17 protein-coding genes are annotated in these 19,637 nt (G+C 37.1%); 13 read left to right on the top strand and 4 right to left on the bottom strand.

Annotated features, from left to right (window positions below):
- Nucleotides 1-36: 36 nt before the first annotated feature.
- On the bottom strand, nucleotides 37-1,965 hold the full coding sequence (gene dxs, locus JK139_RS02335; protein WP_075051453.1) for a 1-deoxy-D-xylulose-5-phosphate synthase: 1,929 nt from the start codon (nucleotides 1,963-1,965) through the stop codon (nucleotides 37-39).
- 172 nt (nucleotides 1,966-2,137) lie between these two features.
- Here dxs and JK139_RS02330 point away from each other — a divergent pair, with 172 nt between their 5' ends.
- The 3 genes from JK139_RS02330 to JK139_RS02320 all read left to right on the top strand — a co-directional run bounded on the left by JK139_RS02330 (nucleotide 2,138) and on the right by JK139_RS02320 (nucleotide 5,357).
- A complete protein-coding gene (locus tag JK139_RS02330) occupies nucleotides 2,138-3,187 on the top strand; it encodes a sensor histidine kinase (protein WP_075051454.1) in 1,050 nt (349 codons plus the stop codon).
- Between the two features lie 24 nt (nucleotides 3,188-3,211).
- Nucleotides 3,212-3,946 (top strand): LytR/AlgR family response regulator transcription factor, encoded by a 735-nt coding sequence (locus JK139_RS02325; protein ID WP_074418610.1) that lies wholly within the window; start codon nucleotides 3,212-3,214, stop codon nucleotides 3,944-3,946.
- A gap of 115 nt (nucleotides 3,947-4,061) precedes the next feature.
- A complete protein-coding gene (locus JK139_RS02320; protein ID WP_218330487.1) occupies nucleotides 4,062-5,357 on the top strand; it encodes a M28 family peptidase in 1,296 nt (431 codons plus the stop codon).
- Here the strand turns inward: JK139_RS02320 and JK139_RS02315 are convergent.
- Entirely contained in the window at nucleotides 5,354-6,109 is a 756-nt protein-coding gene (locus tag JK139_RS02315) for a geranylgeranylglyceryl/heptaprenylglyceryl phosphate synthase (RefSeq protein ID WP_074418609.1), read from the bottom strand. The two genes, JK139_RS02320 and JK139_RS02315, sit on opposite strands and share 4 nt — an antisense overlap.
- A 618-nt stretch (nucleotides 6,110-6,727) precedes the next feature.
- On the opposite strand from JK139_RS02315, the gene JK139_RS02310 reads away from it, so the two are divergent.
- Both JK139_RS02310 and JK139_RS02305 read left to right on the top strand, forming a co-directional pair.
- Entirely contained in the window at nucleotides 6,728-10,090 is a 3,363-nt protein-coding gene (locus JK139_RS02310) for a vitamin B12-dependent ribonucleotide reductase (protein ID WP_074418184.1), read from the top strand.
- A gap of 128 nt (nucleotides 10,091-10,218) precedes the next feature.
- Complete coding sequence (locus JK139_RS02305; protein WP_228733086.1) at nucleotides 10,219-10,698, top strand: YcxB family protein; 480 nt, start codon at nucleotides 10,219-10,221, stop codon at nucleotides 10,696-10,698.
- A gap of 15 nt (nucleotides 10,699-10,713) precedes the next feature.
- Here the strand turns inward: JK139_RS02305 and JK139_RS02300 are convergent, their stop codons facing one another.
- On the bottom strand, nucleotides 10,714-11,145 hold the full coding sequence (locus JK139_RS02300; protein WP_074418183.1) for a GNAT family N-acetyltransferase: 432 nt from the start codon (nucleotides 11,143-11,145) through the stop codon (nucleotides 10,714-10,716).
- A gap of 169 nt (nucleotides 11,146-11,314) precedes the next feature.
- Here JK139_RS02300 and JK139_RS02295 point away from each other — a divergent pair, with 169 nt between their 5' ends.
- The 4 genes from JK139_RS02295 to JK139_RS02280 all read left to right on the top strand — a co-directional run bounded on the left by JK139_RS02295 (nucleotide 11,315) and on the right by JK139_RS02280 (nucleotide 14,690).
- A complete protein-coding gene (locus JK139_RS02295) occupies nucleotides 11,315-11,551 on the top strand; it encodes an acyl carrier protein (RefSeq protein WP_068244159.1) in 237 nt (78 codons plus the stop codon).
- A 93-nt stretch (nucleotides 11,552-11,644) separates the two neighbouring features.
- On the top strand, nucleotides 11,645-12,898 hold the full coding sequence (fabF, locus tag JK139_RS02290) for a beta-ketoacyl-ACP synthase II (RefSeq protein WP_074418182.1): 1,254 nt from the start codon (nucleotides 11,645-11,647) through the stop codon (nucleotides 12,896-12,898).
- Between the two features lie 10 nt (nucleotides 12,899-12,908).
- Nucleotides 12,909-13,607, top strand: coding sequence for a ribonuclease III (gene rnc, locus JK139_RS02285; RefSeq protein ID WP_074418181.1), 699 nt, complete (start codon nucleotides 12,909-12,911; stop codon nucleotides 13,605-13,607).
- A 90-nt stretch (nucleotides 13,608-13,697) separates the two neighbouring features.
- The gene (locus JK139_RS02280) at nucleotides 13,698-14,690 is read left to right on the top strand and encodes an ABC transporter ATP-binding protein (RefSeq protein WP_074418180.1); all 993 of its coding nucleotides are present in this window, start codon (nucleotides 13,698-13,700) and stop codon (nucleotides 14,688-14,690) included.
- Here the strand turns inward: JK139_RS02280 and mce are convergent.
- Nucleotides 14,680-15,084, bottom strand: a complete 405-nt coding sequence (gene mce / locus JK139_RS02275) for a methylmalonyl-CoA epimerase (protein WP_074418179.1) — start codon at nucleotides 15,082-15,084, stop codon at nucleotides 14,680-14,682. The genes JK139_RS02280 and mce overlap by 11 nt on opposite strands.
- Nucleotides 15,085-15,201: 117 nt before the next feature.
- Here mce and JK139_RS02270 point away from each other — a divergent pair, with 117 nt between their 5' ends.
- The 4 genes from JK139_RS02270 (at nucleotide 15,202) to gldG (ending at nucleotide 19,635) form a co-directional block, all read left to right on the top strand.
- Nucleotides 15,202-16,359, top strand: a complete 1,158-nt coding sequence (locus JK139_RS02270) for an IscS subfamily cysteine desulfurase (protein ID WP_287100789.1) — start codon at nucleotides 15,202-15,204, stop codon at nucleotides 16,357-16,359.
- A gap of 292 nt (nucleotides 16,360-16,651) precedes the next feature.
- Nucleotides 16,652-17,002 carry a HesB/IscA family protein gene (locus JK139_RS02265; protein ID WP_074418178.1) on the top strand — a complete coding sequence of 117 codons (351 nt, stop codon included), beginning with the start codon at nucleotides 16,652-16,654 and terminating at the stop codon, nucleotides 17,000-17,002.
- Between the two features lie 132 nt (nucleotides 17,003-17,134).
- Complete coding sequence (locus JK139_RS02260; protein WP_228733085.1) at nucleotides 17,135-17,851, top strand: ABC transporter permease subunit; 717 nt, start codon at nucleotides 17,135-17,137, stop codon at nucleotides 17,849-17,851.
- A 74-nt stretch (nucleotides 17,852-17,925) separates the two neighbouring features.
- The gene (gene gldG / locus JK139_RS02255; RefSeq protein WP_218330485.1) at nucleotides 17,926-19,635 is read left to right on the top strand and encodes a gliding motility-associated ABC transporter substrate-binding protein GldG; all 1,710 of its coding nucleotides are present in this window, start codon (nucleotides 17,926-17,928) and stop codon (nucleotides 19,633-19,635) included.
- The last annotated feature ends 2 nt before the right edge of the window (nucleotides 19,636-19,637 follow it).

Raw genomic sequence — 19,637 nt, 5'->3', positions numbered from 1 at the left:
AGGCAAAGGCATGATGCTGCACATTCCGGTTTGCAATTATTGCATTACACGTACAGACACTTTTTCATGCAACAAATTTCTTGCAGCAATGGCTATACCTTCTGCATCGTAACCACACTCTTTGTGCAACTCTTTTAAAGTTCCATGTTCAACTAATCTGTCGGGTATTCCCAAGCGAACAACGGTTGCATTGTAATGATTGTCGGCCATAAATTCCAACACAGCACTTCCAAAGCCACCGGTTATAGCACCATCTTCTACTGTAACTATTTTTTGGTAACGTTGAAAAACTTCATGAAGTAAATCTGCATCAATAGGTTTTACAAAACGTAAATCGTAATGTGCAGGATCAATGCCTTCAGTTCTCAATTGTCGAATAGCGGCCTGAACAAAATTACCCGGATGACCAATAGAAAGTATAGCCAAAGTTTTTCCATCTTTTAATTTTCTTCCTTTACCAATGGTAATTGCCTCAAACGGTGTTTTCCAGTTAGGCATTACACCCTCACCTCTGGGGTATCGTATTACAAATGGCATTTGGGTAGATGGTAATTGGGCTGTGTACATTAGGTTGCGCAGTTCCTGTTCATTCATAGGGGCACTGATAATCATGTTGGGAATACAACGGAAGTAGGGAATATCATAACACCCATGGTGTGTTGGTCCATCTTCACCTACTAATCCGGCTCTGTCTAAACACAGCACAACCGGTAGTTTTTGAATGGCAATATCATGCACCACCTGATCGTATGCCCTTTGCATGAATGATGAATAAATATTGCAATACACCCGCATACCTTGTGTTGCAAGTCCAGCACTGAGTGTAGCAGCATGTTGTTCACAAATGCCTACATCAAATGCGCGGTCGGGCATTTTTTCCATCATGAATTTTAAGGATGAGCCACTGGGCATAGCAGGGGTAACACCCATTATGCTGGCATTCTGTTCCGCCAATTCAATAATGGTATGTCCAAATACATCCTGATATTTTGGAGGTTGGGGTATGTCTGAGTGTTTTTTATAAATTTCGCCGGTTACCTTATCAAATAAACCGGGTGCGTGCCATTTGGTTTGGTCTTTTTCAGCCAATGCATAGCCTTTGCCTTTAACGGTAATGATATGCAGTAATTTGGGGCCCGGTATATCACGCATATCTTTGAGGGTATCTACCAATTTGGTGATATTGTGCCCGTCAATGGGTCCGAAATAGCGTATTTTAAGCGATTCAAACAGGTTACTGCTTTTGCTCACCATACCTTTCAATCCGGCTTCCATTTTACTGGCAATATCCCGGCTAAAGTTTTTACCGGCCGGTAGTTTGCCCAAAATATTCCATATTTCATCCCGCATTTTGTTATAAGTATGCGAGGTAGTAATATCAGTTAAATATTCTTTCAATGCACCTACATTGGGGTCAATGCTCATGCAATTATCATTTAAAATAATGAGCACATCACTATCGGCAACACCGGCATGGTTCATGGCTTCAAAAGCCATGCCCGCAGTCATACTGCCATCGCCAATTACTGCAATATTTTTTCTGTTTTCACCTTTGTATTTAGCCGCCATAGCCATACCCAATGCGGCAGAAATAGAAGTAGAGGAATGCCCTACGCCAAATGTATCGTATTCGCTTTCAGACCGTTTGGGGAATCCGCTTAATCCTTTGTATTTTCTGTTGGTAATAAAATTATCTCTACGGCCGGTTAAAATTTTATGGCCATAAGCCTGGTGGCCTACATCCCAAACCAATTGATCGTAGGGGGTATTGTACACATAATGTAAGGCAACTGATAATTCAACAACGCCCAAACTGGCAGCAAAATGCCCGCCATACACGCTCACCACATCAATGATGTATTGCCGTAACTCATCACATACCTGGTGCAATTGTGTACGATCTAATTTTTTTAAATCGTCAGGAGAATTAATTTTTCCCAATAAAACGCCGGGCTTTATGTCCATTCAAAAAAATTTAAAAGTAAAAATAGCAATTTATAAGCTAAATGTATACAACAGTATAAAATTGCTTTGGTTCAGTTTTTTTAATCATGTGTTCAACCAAACAGCACCGATATTTTGCCTTTAATCAAATTCGCTATATTCGGTTTTTATTTTAAGACTACTTTCATACTGCATGAGAAACAAAATATCAACATATTGGTGGTGCCAGATTTTGGGTTGGAGTGCCTATACACTTGTTTGGACCTTCTTTTACTTTGCCATCCGTTCAAAACCGCAACCCTTCTTTTTTCAAAGTTTATTTACCGATGCGTTTTTAGGATTGGTGATTACCCACCTGATGCGCATGGTGATTAAAGGATTTGATTTCATTCGGTTCGATTTGCAGAAACAAATTTTTTTGCTACTCATTACAGCATTGGTATTTGCTTTATTGGATTCATTGGTTTTTGTTTCACTCATCGGTTTATTTAACTGGGAGCTCCCTCAATTAAAACAATACAGTTTTGGAAACAGGGTGGCAAGGGCATTATTAACCACTTTTTTGTTTTATTTAATCTGGAATTTTATTTATTTCACCTATCACTATATTCAAAAAAGCAGGCGCGATGAATTAGATAAAATACGACTGCAAAGTTTGGTGAAAGAGCTGGAATTGAAAACCATCAAATCGCATATCAATCCGCATTTTATTTTCAATGCTTTGAATAGTATCAGGGCATTGGTAGATGAAAACCCACAACGGGCCAGAACGGCCATTACCGAGTTGAGTAATATTTTAAGAAGCAGCATGCAGTCAGAAAAATTAGAACTGGCTCCTTTTGAGCGGGAATTGAATATTGTGAAAGATTATCTGGCTTTAGAACATATCCGTTTTGAAGAACGTCTGCAAGTTGAATATGATATTGATGAAGATACTTTAGATCAGCCCATTCCGCCTATGATGCTGCAAACATTGGTAGAAAATGCCATTAAACACGGCATCAGCCAGCAGCGAGATGGTGGCACCATAAAAATTATCTCTAATTTCAAAGAAAATCACCATGAATTAATAGTACAAAATTCCGGAACTTTAAATTCGGAAAACAATACCGAAGGTTTTGGCATTACCAGCACACTAACACGGCTAAATTTGTTATATGGGAAAGAGGCTAAGTTTGAGTTAAATACCATTTTTGATGAAATGGTAGAGGCAAAGGTAATTTTGCCGGTTCAGGTTAAATAGAAATATTTTTAAATAGAATACAATATGCCCATTAAAGCAATTATTATTGATGATGAACGATTAGCCCGTAACGAGCTAAAAAAATTATTGCAAAACCACAGCGATATTGAAGTAATTGAAGAGGCCGCAAACGTGGATGAAGGAATTGAAAAAATTGAATTGTACAATCCGGAATTAATTTTTCTGGATATTCAAATGCCCGGAAAAACGGGTTTTGATTTATTAGAACAGGTTGAAAAAGCACCCAAAGTAATTTTTACCACAGCTTATGATGAATATGCCATTAAAGCTTTTGAAGTAAATGCATTAGATTATCTTTTAAAACCCATTGAACCCAAACGGCTTAGCGATGCCCTTGCAAAACTGCAGGATGAATTGTTTAAAGAAAAATTAGGCTTAAATGGTCAGGTAAACCGTGGTCCACTCACTGAAAATGATCAAGTTTTTGTAAAAGATGGGGAACGGTGCTGGTTTGTAAAACTAGGCGAAATTCGTTTGTTTGAAAGTGTGGGTAACTATGCCAAAGTGTATTTTGGCAGCAATAAACCACTTATTTTAAAATCGCTCAATGCATTAGAAGACAGGTTAGATGACAAAATGTTTTTTCGTGCCAATCGTAAACACATTATTAATTTACGCTGGATTGAAAAAATTGAACCTTACTTTAACGGAGGCTTGCTAATTGATTTAAAAGGAGGTGAAAAAGTAGAAGTGAGCAGGCGGCAAACCGTTAAGTTCAAGGAAATGATGAGCCTGTAAATTTATTTGTGGAATTACTTCAACCATCCATTTTTTGTACAAAACAAGCTTATTGCCCAATAACCTGTTTTATGCAGTTGCTTATTTCAATACAAACATCATAACAAATACAAATATGCGCTTTCTCAAAACAATTTTATTGTTGGTTTTAACTGCAGGAATACTGGTTGTTCACGCACAAACTGCTCTTGAAAAAATAATTACCGAAAAAGAAGTAACACGTATTGAAAATATACTGGCTGCCGATGATATGCAGGGCCGAAGGGTGTTTACACCTGGTATTGAAAAAGCTGCCGGTTTTATAATAGATGAATTTAAGAAAGCGGGTTTGCAACCACTAATAGCGGGTGGTACCTATCGTCAAAATTTTATGATGCTAAAACCTGAACACAGTACTGCCAGTTTGCAGATAGATGGGAAGGGAATTCCTGCCAATCAATTTATCATTCGTTCTCAGGAAAAAAACCTTGACATCAATGAAAATTCCGGCTATACCCAAGTTACTATACCTGCCGGTAGTGATTTCTTCACGCATTTATTAGAATTGCTACAATCCAATCACAATCAAATCATTTTTATTGATACGGCATTTACAAAATATTTTCCAAGGTTATCTTATTTTTCGCGTCAGTTTCTACAAAATGCAGCTTCTGCCATTTTTGTTTTAACAGCACAAACCCATCCGGAACATTTCCAATTAAAGGCACAGCAAACTTTTACAGAAATGCCTTTAAGCAATATTGTAGGTATAATACCCGGAAAAAAATTGCCGAATGAATATGTTATTTTCTCGGGCCATTACGATCATTTAGGTATTGGTAAACCTGTAAATGGCGATTCGTTGTATAACGGTGCCAATGATGATGCTGCCGGAACAACAGCCGTAATTATGTTGGCCAAATATTATGCACATTTAAATAATAATGCAAGAACCTTGGTTTTTGCAGCTTTTACTGCAGAAGAAATTGGTGAATATGGTTCAGCTTATTTTTCAGAGCAATTCAATCCCGATGCGGTGAAAGCCATGTTTAATATTGAAATGATTGGAACCGAAAGTAAATGGGGTACCAATAGTGCTTATATTACCGGATATGATAAAACCGATATGGGGCAAATCATGCAACGCAATTTAAGAGGAACACCGTTTACATTTTATCCGGACCCATATACCGAACAAAATTTATTTTATCGCTCCGATAATGCCACTTTGGCTAAAAAAGGAGTACCTGCGCACACTATATCTACTTCAAAAATGGATAATGAGCCCAACTACCATAAACCCAGCGATGAGGTGCAAACGCTTAACTTAAATAATATGACGGCTATTATCAGAGCCATTGCACTCAGTGCACAATCTATTGTAAATGGAAAAGATACCCCAACCAGGGTAGATACAACACAGTTGCGCTAAATTTTAATAGGAACAGAATGAATAGCATCGCTTAATTCTTTAATAAGCGATGCATCTTTTTCAATAGCATTACCTACAACAATTATGTCAGCTCCGGCTTTACAGTTTAAATAGGCCTTTTCAGCATCTGTAATGCCACCTCCAATAATTAAAGGCACTTCTATATGTTGTGCTACCAATGCAATCATGGTTTCGGTTATTGGGCGTTTGGCACCACTTCCGGCATCCATGTAAATGAGTTTCATGCCCAGCATCTCTCCGGCCATAGCCGTACACATGGCAATATCATTTTTGTCGGATGGGATGGGGGTGGCATTCGAAATATACGATACGGTAGTGGGTGCGCCACCATCAATCACCATATAACCGGTAGGTATAATTTCTAATCCGCTTTTCTTCACAAATGGAGCGCTTACTACATGCTGCCCAATCAATAATTCAGGATTTCTTCCCGAAATTAACGACAGATACAACAGTGCATCGGCATATTTACTAACCTGTGAAGGTGAACCCGGAAATAATAAAACAGGAATAGTACAAGCGGCTTTAATTTGCCGAATACATTCATCTAAATGGTTTGAAATGACCAAACTTCCACCCACCAAAAAATAATCAACATGGGCATTCACTGATAGCTGCACCAATTGCTCGATAGAGGAATGATTTACCTTATCAGGATCAATTAATACAGCAAAAGATTTTTTACCTGTCTGCTTTTTTTCCGTAATCTGATGATACAAGGTTTGCTTCATGCAAAAAATTGTAAGTGACTGACTTATTGCAAAAATGCAAAAACTTTTTGTTTTATTCGCTTAAATTAATAAGTATCTGGTGTAAAACCATGAAATAATGGTTTTTTATGGATAAAAAAAATCTGCAAATTGTTTATGTTGCTCCTTTTCTCTACCTTTTTTTGAACTACAACAATAAAATAATTAGCAATTATTTAGATGGTTTAAACCCGAATTTAGCTGCTTTTGATGTAATTTTTCAATCATAAATAATGGTTGTTTAATTGGACATATTGTGTGAAAATGTTTGTAAGCACTTTAAATATACGTGAAATATACGTGTGAATGTTTTGCATGGATGCGCACATATGAAACAATAGTATCATTTTATACACATTAATAATAGGAATTTTGTTTGAAACGGCAAGCATTTATTTTCAAAATATTATCTACATGTGTTAATATTTTTTGAAATGCAAACAGGCCTTGAATCTGCAACTTTTTAACAAGGTTTTTCCACAATCTGTTAATATTTACAATAAGGTTTTTTAATTATGAAAAGATATTTTCGTTAACCGCTATCCGTAACAGGATATCCTGTAAAAAACATCATTCACTGCATTACTAAACTAAAGGCTCATGGCACCCGCATCTAAAAACAAAGGCTTACAATTTAAACGCCGCTATACCAAAGAAGGTATCAGTCCATTTGATTTGTTTGAATACGATTACAGAACCAGCATCATTAAAAATCCTAATGGCGAAGTGGTTTTTGAAATGAACAATGTAGAAGTGCCAAAGCAATGGAGCCAAATTGCAACCGATATTTTAGCACAAAAATATTTTAGAAAAGCAGGCGTACCCCAACCCGATGGAACCACCGGTCGTGAAACTTCTGTTAAGCAGGTGGCGCATCGTATGGCCAATTGCTGGAAAGTATGGGGCCAACGCTACAATTATTTTGTTTCTGAACAGGATGCACAGGTGTTTTATGATGAGCTAGTATTCAGTATCCTAAATCAGTCATGTGTACCCAATTCGCCACAATGGTTTAATACCGGTTTGTTTGAAAGTTATGGTATTACCGGTAAACCGCAAGGGCACTATTATGTTGATCCCAAAGACGGAACTTTAAAAAAATCGCAAAATGCATATGAAAGGCCACAGCCTCATGCCTGTTTCATTTTATCTGTTAAAGATGACTTAGTGAATGAGGGTGGAATTATGGATTTATGGGTACGTGAAGCACGTATTTTTAAATATGGCAGCGGTGTAGGTACCAATTTTTCACAAATACGTGGTGAAGGTGAAAAATTAAGCGGCGGAGGAACTTCAAGTGGGTTGATGAGTTTTTTGAAAATTGGCGATCGGGCTGCAGGTGCCATTAAATCAGGCGGTACTACCCGCAGGGCTGCAAAAATGGTGTGTCTTGATTTAGACCATCCGGAAATCATGAAATTTATTAACTGGAAGGTGGAAGAAGAAAATAAAGTGGCGGCACTCATAGCAGCAGGTTATGATTCCAATTATGAAGGAGAAGCCTATTTAACCGTTTCAGGTCAAAATTCTAATAATTCAGTACGTATACCCAACAGCTTTTTTGAAAAACTAGAAAAAAATGAAAACTGGGAACTGAAAGCCCGTACCGATGGCCGGGTAATGAAAACCATTCCGGCAAGAGAAGTTTGGAACAATATTGCTTATGCTGCCTGGCGTTGTGCCGATCCCGGTACCCAGTTTGATACTACCATTAATGAGTGGCATACTTGTCCACAGGGTGGGCGCATAAATGCCTCTAATCCATGTAGTGAATACATGTTTTTAGATAATACTGCCTGTAATCTGGCTTCCATTAATCTCCGCAAATTTTTTAATGAAGCAAATAATACGATTGATGTAGAAGGCATAGAATATATTAGTCGTTTATGGACTGCTGTTTTGGAAATTTCTGTGTTAATGGCTCAATTTCCATCCAAGGAGGTGGCACAATTATCATACGATTACAGAACACTGGGTTTGGGTTTTGCCAATTTAGGAACCATATTAATGTTAAGCGGCATTCCTTATGATAGTGAAGATGCCCGTGGTATTGCCGGTGCAGTTACAGCCATCATGACAGGTACTGCCTATAAAACCTCTGGAGAAATGGCTGCCTTTTTAGGCCCTTTCAGAAAATTTGAAGAGAATAAAGCTGATATGCTTCGGGTAATGCGCAACCACCGTGCAGCGGCTTATGATGCCGAAGAGGCTTATATCGGTTTGCAAATTAAACCGGTAGGAATAAAAGCCAAATATTGCCCGGATTATTTGCTGAAAGCAGCAACCAAAGCCTGGGATGATGCAGTACAACTTGGCGAAAAATATGGGTACCGGAATGCTCAAACTACCGTAATTGCCCCTACCGGCACCATTGGCTTAATTATGGATTGTGATACAACCGGCGTAGAACCCGATTTTGCATTGGTAAAATTTAAAAAGTTAAGTGGCGGGGGTTATTTCAAAATTATTAACCAGGCAGTTCCCAATGCACTGAAAAATTTAGGATATACTGACGCTCAAATAAAAGATATTGAAAATTATGCAGTAGGAACCGCCAGTTTTGAAGGAGCACCCTTTATTAATAATACTACACTGGCTGCCAAAGGGTTTATACAAGAAGAAATTGCCAAAATTAATCAGGCTGCAAAATCAGCTTTTGAAATTGGATTTCTTTTCAATCGCTTTGCATTAGGCGATGCCTGTATGCAACGGTTAGGTTTTAAAGAAGAAGAATACAGTAGCTGGGATTTTAATATGCTGGAAGCATTGGGCTTTACAGATGATGAAATTGAAGCAGCCAACGATTATGTATGTGGAACCATGACTGTTGAAGGTGCACCACACTTAAAGCCGGAACATTTGCCGGTATTTGATTGTGCCAATAAATGCGGAAAGAAAGGGGAACGTTATATCCATGCACATGGCCATATTAAAATGATGGCAGCTTGTCAGCCCTTTTTAAGTGGTGCCATTTCAAAAACCATTAATCTGCCACATGAGGCAAAAGTGGAAGAGATTGAAGAAGCTTATTATTTAAGCTGGAAATTAGGTTTAAAAGCGTGTGCTTTATATAGGGATGGCTCTAAACTCTCTCAACCGTTAAGCAACAAATCAGACAAGAAGAAAAAAACAACCGACGAAGCTGGCCAAACACAAACTAAAGCGGCGGTTACTGAATCAGTAAAAATACCTGTTGATGCTTCTATTGTCGATTTAAGTCAATTAACGGTTGATGAGTTGTTAGAGGAAGTAACCAGAAGAATGAATGCATCTACCGACACTCAATTAAAGAGAGCTTTATCAAGAATTGTAGAGCGCAAATCATTGCCTGCAAAAAGGCGTGGATATACCCAAAAAGCAAAAGTTGGCGGCCAGGTTATCTTTTTGCGAACCGGAGAATATACTGATGGCACCCTTGGCGAAATATTTATTGATTTGGCCAAAGAAGGCTCTACTTTAAGAAGTTTAATGAACTGCTTTGCTATTGCCGTTTCAGTTGGCTTGCAATACGGGGTTCCATTAGAAGAGTTTGTAGAAAAATTTGTATTTACCAAGTTTGAACCTTCCGGAATGGTAGACCATCCCAACATTAAAACCACCACCTCTTTAGTTGATTTTGTATTTCGTGCATTGGCTTTTGACTATTTGGGAAGAACTGATCTGGTACATGTTTTAAATAAACCTGAAGTTGAAAATACAGGTGTACAGGAAACTGAGTTATCTTATTTGGGAAAGCCTGAATTAAGCAATATAAGAGTAACTGCAGGATCCGGAAGCCATACCACTACACAAAAAAGCGCCGGTTCGTCTGCAAAAGTAAACAGTGGATTGGACATGGTGAATGCCGCAGCCAAAAATATGCAAAGTGATGCACCAGCCTGCAATACCTGTGGACATATTACTGTACGCAGCGGCACATGCTATAAATGTTTAAATTGCGGAAACAGCATGGGGTGCAGTTAAATCTGAAAACAGTTATTATACTTTTTTTTACAATTACAACCTGTTACCTAAAAGTACAGGTTGTTTTTTTATGCGTTCATGCATCGCTGCAATTAAACTTTTACTTTTATACTTTTACATTTTAACTTATGATGCAATACAGCTTTTCCTATAATAAGAAAAAAGTAATTCAGGCACTACGCTACCACTTTTTTGCCCGCCAGGAAATTAAATTCATGATTATTCTGGTAAATTTGTATGCAATTTTAGCCGCCATTCTTTTCTTTTTTAAAAAAATACGGCCTGAACCTTTTGTTTTAGGCTCATTGATCTGGTTATTAATGTTGATAGCCGTTTGGTATATTTTGCCCTATTCCATTTATAAAAGAAGTATAAAAACGTTTACTGATCAATTCATCATCCGGTTTACCGATGATAAGATTTTTTTAGAAAATGAATGGGGAGAAGCCCATTGGAAATGGGCTGATTTTGCAAAATACATGGAAAGTCCCCATTTTTTTCATCTTTATTTTAATGCAAAATCATTTTTTTTAATTCCCAAAGAAGGCATGGAAGATGAAAATAAAAAACAAATAAGGGAACTGTTTAAATTACATATTCCTTCCTAAAAAAAGCAAATTTCTTTATCTCAAATTTTTTTTCATCATATAATGCGGAATATTTACTTCGTTAAATTCAGGGGAAGCAATTTGATAGCCTAATTTTTCATAAAACCCAACAGCCGTTTTACGGGCATGCATGCACAACACATCATAGCCCATATCTCTGGCTATATTTTCTGCATAATTCATTAAAGAACGGCCAATACCTTTGCCCTGTAACCCATCAATGACGGCCATTTGGCGTAAACGAACCTTTTTATTATCTAAAGGAGTTAATATACAACATCCTTCTAATTTATCCTCATCAAAACAGCCAATTAAAATATCATTTTTTTCTTCTTCCAGCTCTACCTGGTTAAATTGAAGCCCAAGTGGTTTGCGTAAAATCTGGTAACGCAAATCTACCATTTTCTGGTAATCGTCAGTGCCGTAATCTATTATCCTAATTGCCATTCTGTATAATTTTTTACAAGGTAAAAATCATTTTTAAAATACCCGAAAAAAGTGCCAAACAAAATAATGTTATTAAACTGTTTAAAAAACTTGTTAAAACAAAATTGACAGAAAACATTGGAGTTTTGTCAAAAAGTATATTTTTGCGCCTGTAACAAAACTTATTACAATGTCAGACATCGCAACAAGAGTAAAGAAAATCATTGTCGACAAGTTAGGTGTTGATGAAGCAGAAGTAACCAATGAGGCTTCATTTACTAACGATCTCGGTGCCGATTCTTTGGATACCGTTGAATTAATCATGGAATTTGAAAAAGAATTCAACATTTCTATTCCTGATGAGCAGGCTGAAACCATTACCACCGTTGGCCAGGCAATTACTTATCTGGAAGAACATGCCAAATAAGCTTTTACTCCATTGATGGAATAATGAATCCGCCTTTCTTAGGCTTCTAGCCACGGATAGGCGGATTATCACTTAAACACAGGTCCTTTAACTATGCAATTAAAACGCGTTGTTGTAACCGGATTGGGCGCTATTACGCCCTTAGGTAATACTGTAGCTGATTATTGGGAAAATCTTGTAAAAGGTGTTTCCGGGGCTGCTCCTATTACCCAGTTTGATGCCTCTAAGTTCAGAACGCAATTTGCCTGCGAGGTAAAAGGTTTTGATCCCGTTCAGTTTATGGATAGAAAAGAGGCCCGGAAAATTGACCGTTTTACACAATTTGCACTCGTTGCCAGCGATCAGGCAATGGCCGATGCCGGTTTAAATAAAGAAAATATTAATCCCGATAGGGTTGGTGTGGTATTTGCCAGTGGTATTGGCGGTTTAATCACTTTTCAACAGGAAGTAATGGAATTTGCCAAAGGCGATGGTACGCCTCGCTTCAATCCCTTTTTCATCCCGAAAATGATTTTAGATATTGCCGCTGGGCAAATATCTATGCGCCATAATTTGCGTGGCCCCAATTTCGCTGTGGTTAGCGCTTGTGCCAGTAGTACCAATGCTATGATAGAAGCTTATAATTTACTCCGTTTAGGAAAAGCAGATATCATCGTTAGTGGAGGAAGTGAAGCTGTTATCAGCGAAGCCGGTGTTGGCGGATTTAATGCCATGAAGGCCATGAGCGAAAGAAACGATGATCCCACTACCGCAAGCCGACCATATGATAAATACCGTGATGGTTTTGTAATGGGTGAAGCCTCAGGTGTGGTAATTTTAGAAACATTGGAACATGCACTGGCCCGCGGAGCAAAAATATACTGCGAAATTGCCGGTGGTGGCGCTACTGCCGATGCTTATCATATTACAGCCCCACATCCGGATGGACTGGGTGCACAAAATGTAATGCGTGTGGCTTTAGAAGATGCAGGCATGCAACCGGAAGATATTGATTACATCAACACCCATGGTACTTCTACACCTTTAGGTGATATTGCCGAAGTAAAAGCCATTGTAAATGTATTTGGCCAACATGCTTATGATTTAAATATCAGTGCTACAAAATCAATGACCGGACATTGTCTCGGCGCTGCCGGTGTGATAGAAGCCATTGCTTGCATAAAAAGCGTGGTGCACGATATTGTTCCTCCTACCATTAATCATTTTACTGACGACCCTGACTTAGATTCTAAGCTTAATTTTACTTTTAATAAGGCACAAACCAGAACCATTAATGCGGCATTAAGCAATACTTTTGGTTTTGGCGGACATAATGCCTGTGTAATTGTAAAAAAATATGTAGCTTAACGCTGTGCAAATGCTACCTAAAATTTTCAGTTCGTCTAAAGCAGCCTTCGAAAAAGAGTTAAAAAATGTGCTGGGTATTAAACCCGGTAAAATATCGCTATATAAAATTGCATTAAGCCACCGTTCGGTAAAAGATACCCCTGAAGAAAATAATGAAAGATTAGAATACCTGGGTGATGCGGTATTAAGCGCCATAGTTGCAGATTATCTCTTTAAACGATATCCCTATAAAGGTGAGGGATTTTTAACAGAGATGCGCAGTAAAATGGTGAATCGTCAGCAACTCAATGATATTGCTGTAAAAATGGGTTTAAAGCGTATTACCCGCTTTAATAAGTTTGATGGTTCGCTGAAAAGCAGCCAGATTTTTGGCAATACTTTAGAAGCTATTACCGGTGCCATTTATTTAGATAAAGGGTATGAAAAAACCCGGCAATGGGTTATTCGCCAAATTTTAATTCCCCACATGTTTATTGAAGACCTGGAATTAATAGATATTAATTTAAAAAACAAATTAATAGGATGGGCCAACAGAAATGGCAAAATGCTCAATTTTGAACTGTTGGAAGAAAAATTAGAAGCAGGCAGAAGGGTATTTACCATTAATGCAGTATTAGATGGTGAAATTTTAGCGAAAGGCAAAGGCTTCAATAAAAAAGATGCCAGCCAGATTGCAGCACAATCGGCCATTGAAAAATTAGGCCTTTGATATAATAATATTACGGCTATTTTTAATGCTTCTATTCTCCTTATTTTTTCATCTGATACAGTTTTCAATGCTGATTAAAAAAATTGAATAATGTTTTTACAGGTAGAAAAAATTAGCAAACGGTACAATCAGAATAATGATCATTGGATATTGCAGGATATTAATTTTGAACAAAAACATCATCAAAAAATTGCATTGTCCGGTGCTTCGGGAGCAGGTAAAACAACTTTACTAAAAATTATTGCAGGATGGGAACAACCCGATGCGGGTAATGTTTACTTTAAAGGCAATAAAGTAAAAGGCCCGGATGAACAATTATTGCCGGGGCATAAGGGAATTGCCTTCCTGTCGCAGCATTTTGAATTGTGGAATAATTATACCATAGCTGAAATACTCGATTATAATAATCAACTTGAAAAACAGGCTGCTGAAACATTATTTGCTATCTGCAGAATTGAACACCTATTGCATCGTAAAACCAATGAAGTTTCCGGTGGTGAAAGACAAAGAGTGGCATTGGCTCGTTTATTAATTATGCAACCCCAACTCATCATTTTAGATGAGCCATTTTCAAATCTTGATTTTGATCACAAACAAATATTAAAAACAGTATTAGCTGAAATTGCCCAAAATCAGGAATTGAATTTCATAATGGCCTCTCACGATCCCATGGATACACTACCTTGGGTAGATACCATCGTTATTTTAGAAAATGGACATATTATTCAGCAAGGATCACCTCATGAAATTTATTATCATCCTGTAAATACCTATTCTGCAGGCCTATTTGGCGATTTTAATATAATACCTGCATCGATGGCTGCGTTGTTAGCGCTGCAAAGCACGAATGCCCAATCTACAGACAATTTTATATTAAGGCCTCATCAAATAGAATTACATCCCCATTCAAATGGGCTGATTACAGGAACCGTAAAAGAGGTGCAGTTTTTGGGAAGTTATGATATGATAGTTGTGCATACATCGCAGGCCGGCGATTTAAAAGTAATGGAGCAACATACCACACTGCAACCCGGTAATCAAGTAACTGTTACATTGAAAAATCAACCAATAATCAGCTTTTAATTTCCTGACAAAGTTCAATTAAAACACCGTTGGCAGTTTTAGGGTGTATAAAACAAACCAATTTATTGTCTGCTCCTATTTTAGGTACTTCATTAATAAAAGAAAAACCAGCCTGTTTCAACCGTTCTATTTCTTTTTCAATATCGGTTACTTCAAAAGCAATATGATGCAAACCTTCACCTCTTTTGGCAATAAATTTTGGAATAACCCCTTCTGTATCTAAACTTGCCAGTAACTCTATTTTTGAATCGCCAACGCTAAAAAAAGCAGTATTCACTTGTTCACTGTTTATCATTTCAGTTTTATAGCAGGGAGTATTTAGCAGTATTTCATATTTTTCAATGGCATTTTCTAAATTTTGCACTGCTATGCCAATGTGTTCAATTTTATGCATATCCAATCATTTTACCAAACATGGCAATTGAATGCCTGTTTGCATTATGAAAAGTAAATTTAAAGAACCTAATGCAGTAAATTTGTGTTGTTAGTAAGTAGTAAAAAAATTAGATGTATGTTGAAGTTGCCTGTTTATTTAGATAATAATGCTACTACGCCAATGGATCCAAGAGTGTTGGAAGCCATGTTACCCTATTTTACCCAACATTTCGGCAATGCAGCCAGCAGGAATCATGCTTTTGGATGGGAAGCTGCAGAGGCAGTTGAGTACGCCAGAGAACAAGTAGCAAAATTAATTGGAGCTGAACCGAAAGAAATCATCTTCACTTCAGGTGCTACTGAAAGTGACAATTTGGCCTTAAAGGGCATCGTAGAAGTGTTTGCCGGAAGAGGGAACCACATTATTACCTTGAATACTGAACACAAAGCAGTTTTAGATACCTGTAAACATTTGGAGAAACAGGGTGCTGAAGTAACGTATTTACAGGTTAAAGTGGATGGATTGATTAATTTAGAGGAATTAGAAGCAGCCATAAAACCAACTACCATACTTATTGCCATTATGTATGCCAATAATGAAATTGGCGTCATTCAACCCATTAAAGAAATAAGTGCCATTGCTAAAAAACATGGCGTTTTATTTTTTACCGATGCTACTCAGGCAGTAGGCAAAATTCCGGTGGATGTTGTAAAAGATGGTATAGATATTATGGCGTTTAGTGCACATAAAATGTACGGTCCGAAAGGCGTTGGTGCATTATACATTCGAAGAAAAAATCCGAGGGTAAAATTAATTGCACAAATGGATGGAGGTGGTCATGAGCATGGAATGCGCAGCGGCACACTGAATGTGCCAGGTATTGTAGGATTTGGAAAGGCTTGTGAATTGTGCCGTTTGGAAATGTTTGAAGATGCTGCCAGAATCAGCCGGTTAAGAGATAAACTGGAACAGGCCTTACTGCAGTTAGAAGTGGTTGCTGTGAATGGAAATACAACGCATCGTTTGCCCCATGTTTGTAATATTTCTTTCAAATATGTGGAAGGAGAAGGCCTGCTCATGGGTTTTAATAAAAATATGGCAATAAGTTCCGGTTCAGCTTGTACCTCTGCCTCTTTAGAACCCAGTTATGTTTTAAAAGCATTGGGTTTGAGCGATGATTTGGCACACAGCTCCATGCGTTTTAGTTTAAGCAGGTTTACAACTGAAGAAGAAATTGATTACGCCATTGAACAAATTGCCTTAACTGTTCAGAAACTTAGGGAAATGACTTAATTGTAAAGAAATATTCAATCAATGCAATGTTGTTATAGGGAGGGGTTTAACAAAATGTTGTAATAATGCACCTCTTTTCAAAAAAAATTCAAATGCTCAATAGAAGCCGGGGTGATCATGATTCAGGAATCAATCTTGACGAACTATCTGTAGCCTATCAATGTTCAACAGGTTGGCTTTAATCATAAAGCACAAATTTTGCCTAAAGGCCGGAACTGATTATTAAAAAATGGACGCCACCAATTCAACAATCTTTAATTAAATTTGCAATAATATTTAAATGGTTTCAACAATGGTAGCAAATGATAATGCAATTCATGTAAGTGAAAAAGCACGTGAAAAAGTATATGAATTAATGAAAGAATCGGGCAAAGCAGATAATGCTTCTTATTTTTTAAGAGTAGGTGTAGTGGGGGGCGGCTGTTCCGGTTTAAGTTATAAAATGGATTTTGATAATGAAATTAAACCTGGTGATCAGATTTTTGAAGACAATGGCCTGAAAATTGTAACAGATATTAAAAGTTTTTTATATTTAGTGAATACGGTATTGGAATATTCAGACGGATTGAACGGTAAAGGTTTTCATTTTAATAATCCTAATGCCAGCAGAAGCTGTGCCTGTGGCGAAAGTTTTGCGGTATAATTTTCATTGGAATACTTTTCTTGAAAGCTGCAATCAATTTCGGTTGCAGTTTTTTTTATTAATATACACACAATTTTTTCAAATTTCTGTTCTTCTAAACACAGTAACACTTAGTTTTGAATAGTTATGTGGATGATATGTAAAAAAGAATGGAATCAATTTTTCAGCAGTATTACAGCCTACGTTGCGCTGGTCATTTTTTTATTGTTGAACGGGTTGTTTCTTTTTGTATTTCCTGATTCAAGCATGCTTAATTTTGGTTATGCAACACTTAGTCCCTTTTTCGATTTTGTACCCTGGGTACTCCTTTTCTTGATACCCACCATTACCATGCGTAGTTTTGCTGATGAATATAAAACCGGCACCTTCGAGTTATTAAAAACATGGCCTGTTAAACCTTCCGGATTGGTTTTGGGAAAGTTTTTTGGAGCTATGCTCATTATACTTGCCGCATTATTACCAACCTTGGTATATGCTTTTTCATTGCAGTATTTAAGCAGTAGTGGCGGGTTAGATGTGGGCGCTACCATTGGCAGTTATGTAGGCCTGCTGTTGCTTTGTGGCGTATTTGTATCCATTGGTATTGCTGCCAGTAGTTTTACTAATAATACAGTGGTAGCATTTATTGCCGGCGCATTTGTTTGTTTCATGCTCTATGCCGGTTTTGATGCATTGAGTAAGTTACCTGTATTTTCAGGTACACTTGATTATTATATAGAAATGTTGGGTATAAATTTTCATTATCAAAGTGTTAGTCGTGGTGTAATAGATACCAGAGATTTGGTTTATTTTTTTGTAATGAATAGTTTTTTCATGTTCATTACACAAAAAAATGTAATCAATAAATAAATATTCAGTACAATAGCCAAAAATGATTGCTGTCTGTTCATTCACAAGTATTTGTTCGAAATAAATAACAAAAAATGAAGCTTACTTCTTTACTTCAAAAAAAATATGGATGGGCAGTTTTGCTTATTTTTTTTGCCATACTTATTGTTTTATCTGCGCAAATACATGTCCGTTTAGATCTTACTAAAGAAAAGAGATATTCATTAAGTCCTTCTACCAGGCAGTTATTGGCCAATTTAAAGGGCGATATTGAAATACAGGTATTGCTAACCGGAAAGCTGAGTTCAGGATTCAGAAAGTTAAAAAATACAACCGGTGAATTATTAGAGAATTATCGATCTTACTCAAATGGTCATCTGCATTTTAGGTTTATTAAGCCGGGTGAGGGTTTACCCGATTCCATGAAAGTACAATTGTATGATAGTCTGGTGCGTATTGGCATCAAACCTTTTAATAATCAGTTACAGGAAAATGATGATGCACAAACCGAACGGCTTATATTTCCATCGGCAATTGTACAATACAATGGCAAAATAATTCCAGTTGATTTAATGAGTGGAAAAAGTGGTATGGATGAAGAAAGCACTTTAAATTATTCGGAGGCATTGCTTGAATTTAAATTTGATGATGCTATTCAAAAAATAACCGCAACACAATTTCCGGTAGTAGCTTATGCAGTGGGCAATGGCGAACCGTTGAATCCTACAGTGAATGATTTATTTAACACCATTCGCAATAATTTTCGCTTTGGAATATTTGATTTGCGAACCGGAATTTTAGATGCCAATACTATTAAAGCATTGCTGATTGTAAAACCGGAACAGGCATTTACGGAAGATGAAAAAATTAAAATTGATCAATATATCATGCAAGGTGGTAATGTGCTTTGGTTTATTGATAAGTTGTATGCAGAATTTGATAGTTTATTAAGGGCTAAAAGCGATTTTGTTGCTTATGATAAAGGATTGAATATCGATGATCAGTTATTTAAATATGGTGTGCGTATTAATCCTGATTTGTTACAGGATTTAAATTCGGCCAAACAGCCATTGGTAGTGGGTAATATGGGTGGCCAGCCACAAATACAACGCATACCCTTTCCTTATTATCCATTGTTAAGCGCACCTGAAAATCATCCCATTTCACGAAATTTAGATCAGGTGTTAAGTGTATTTCCTTCTTCCATTGATACGGTTGAAGCAAATGGTATTAAAAAAACTGTTTTATTGGCCAGTGATACCAATAGCCGAAAATTAGGAACACCGGCAATTGTAAGTTTACGAAGTATTCGTTCTGAAGGCGATTTGCAAACTTTTACCGATAGTAAAGTACCCGTTGTTGTTTTATTGGAAGGGAAATTTAAATCGCTGTACGCCAACAGATTTACTAAAGTCATGCAAGACTCGGTTGAAAAACTTACGGGGGTACCATTTATGCCAAAAGGCATAAAAGAAGCCCGGCAAATTGTGGCCAGCGATGCAGATATTGTAACCAATGTAGTTACACAATCTAATGGCCCACTTCCAATGGGCACACAACAATTTGAAAATTATCAATTTGCCAATCGTGAGTTTTTATTAAATTGTTTAGATTATCTGGTAGGAAACAGAGGTATTTTAGAAACCAGGAATAAGGAGTTTACTTTACGATTGTTAGATAAAAATAAAGTAAAAGCAAATAAAACATTTTGGCAACTCATCAATATTGTAATACCCATTTTATGCATTATGTTACTGAGTGCAGTAATGCAGTGGTATAGAAAAAAAACATATACTAATATTTAATT

Origin of the sequence: Hydrotalea lipotrueae (genome assembly GCF_019249625.1) — a bacterium.
GTDB classification, from domain to species: Bacteria; Bacteroidota; Bacteroidia; order Chitinophagales; family Chitinophagaceae; genus Hydrotalea; species Hydrotalea flava.
This window is presented reverse-complemented; position numbering and strand designations above follow the sequence as displayed.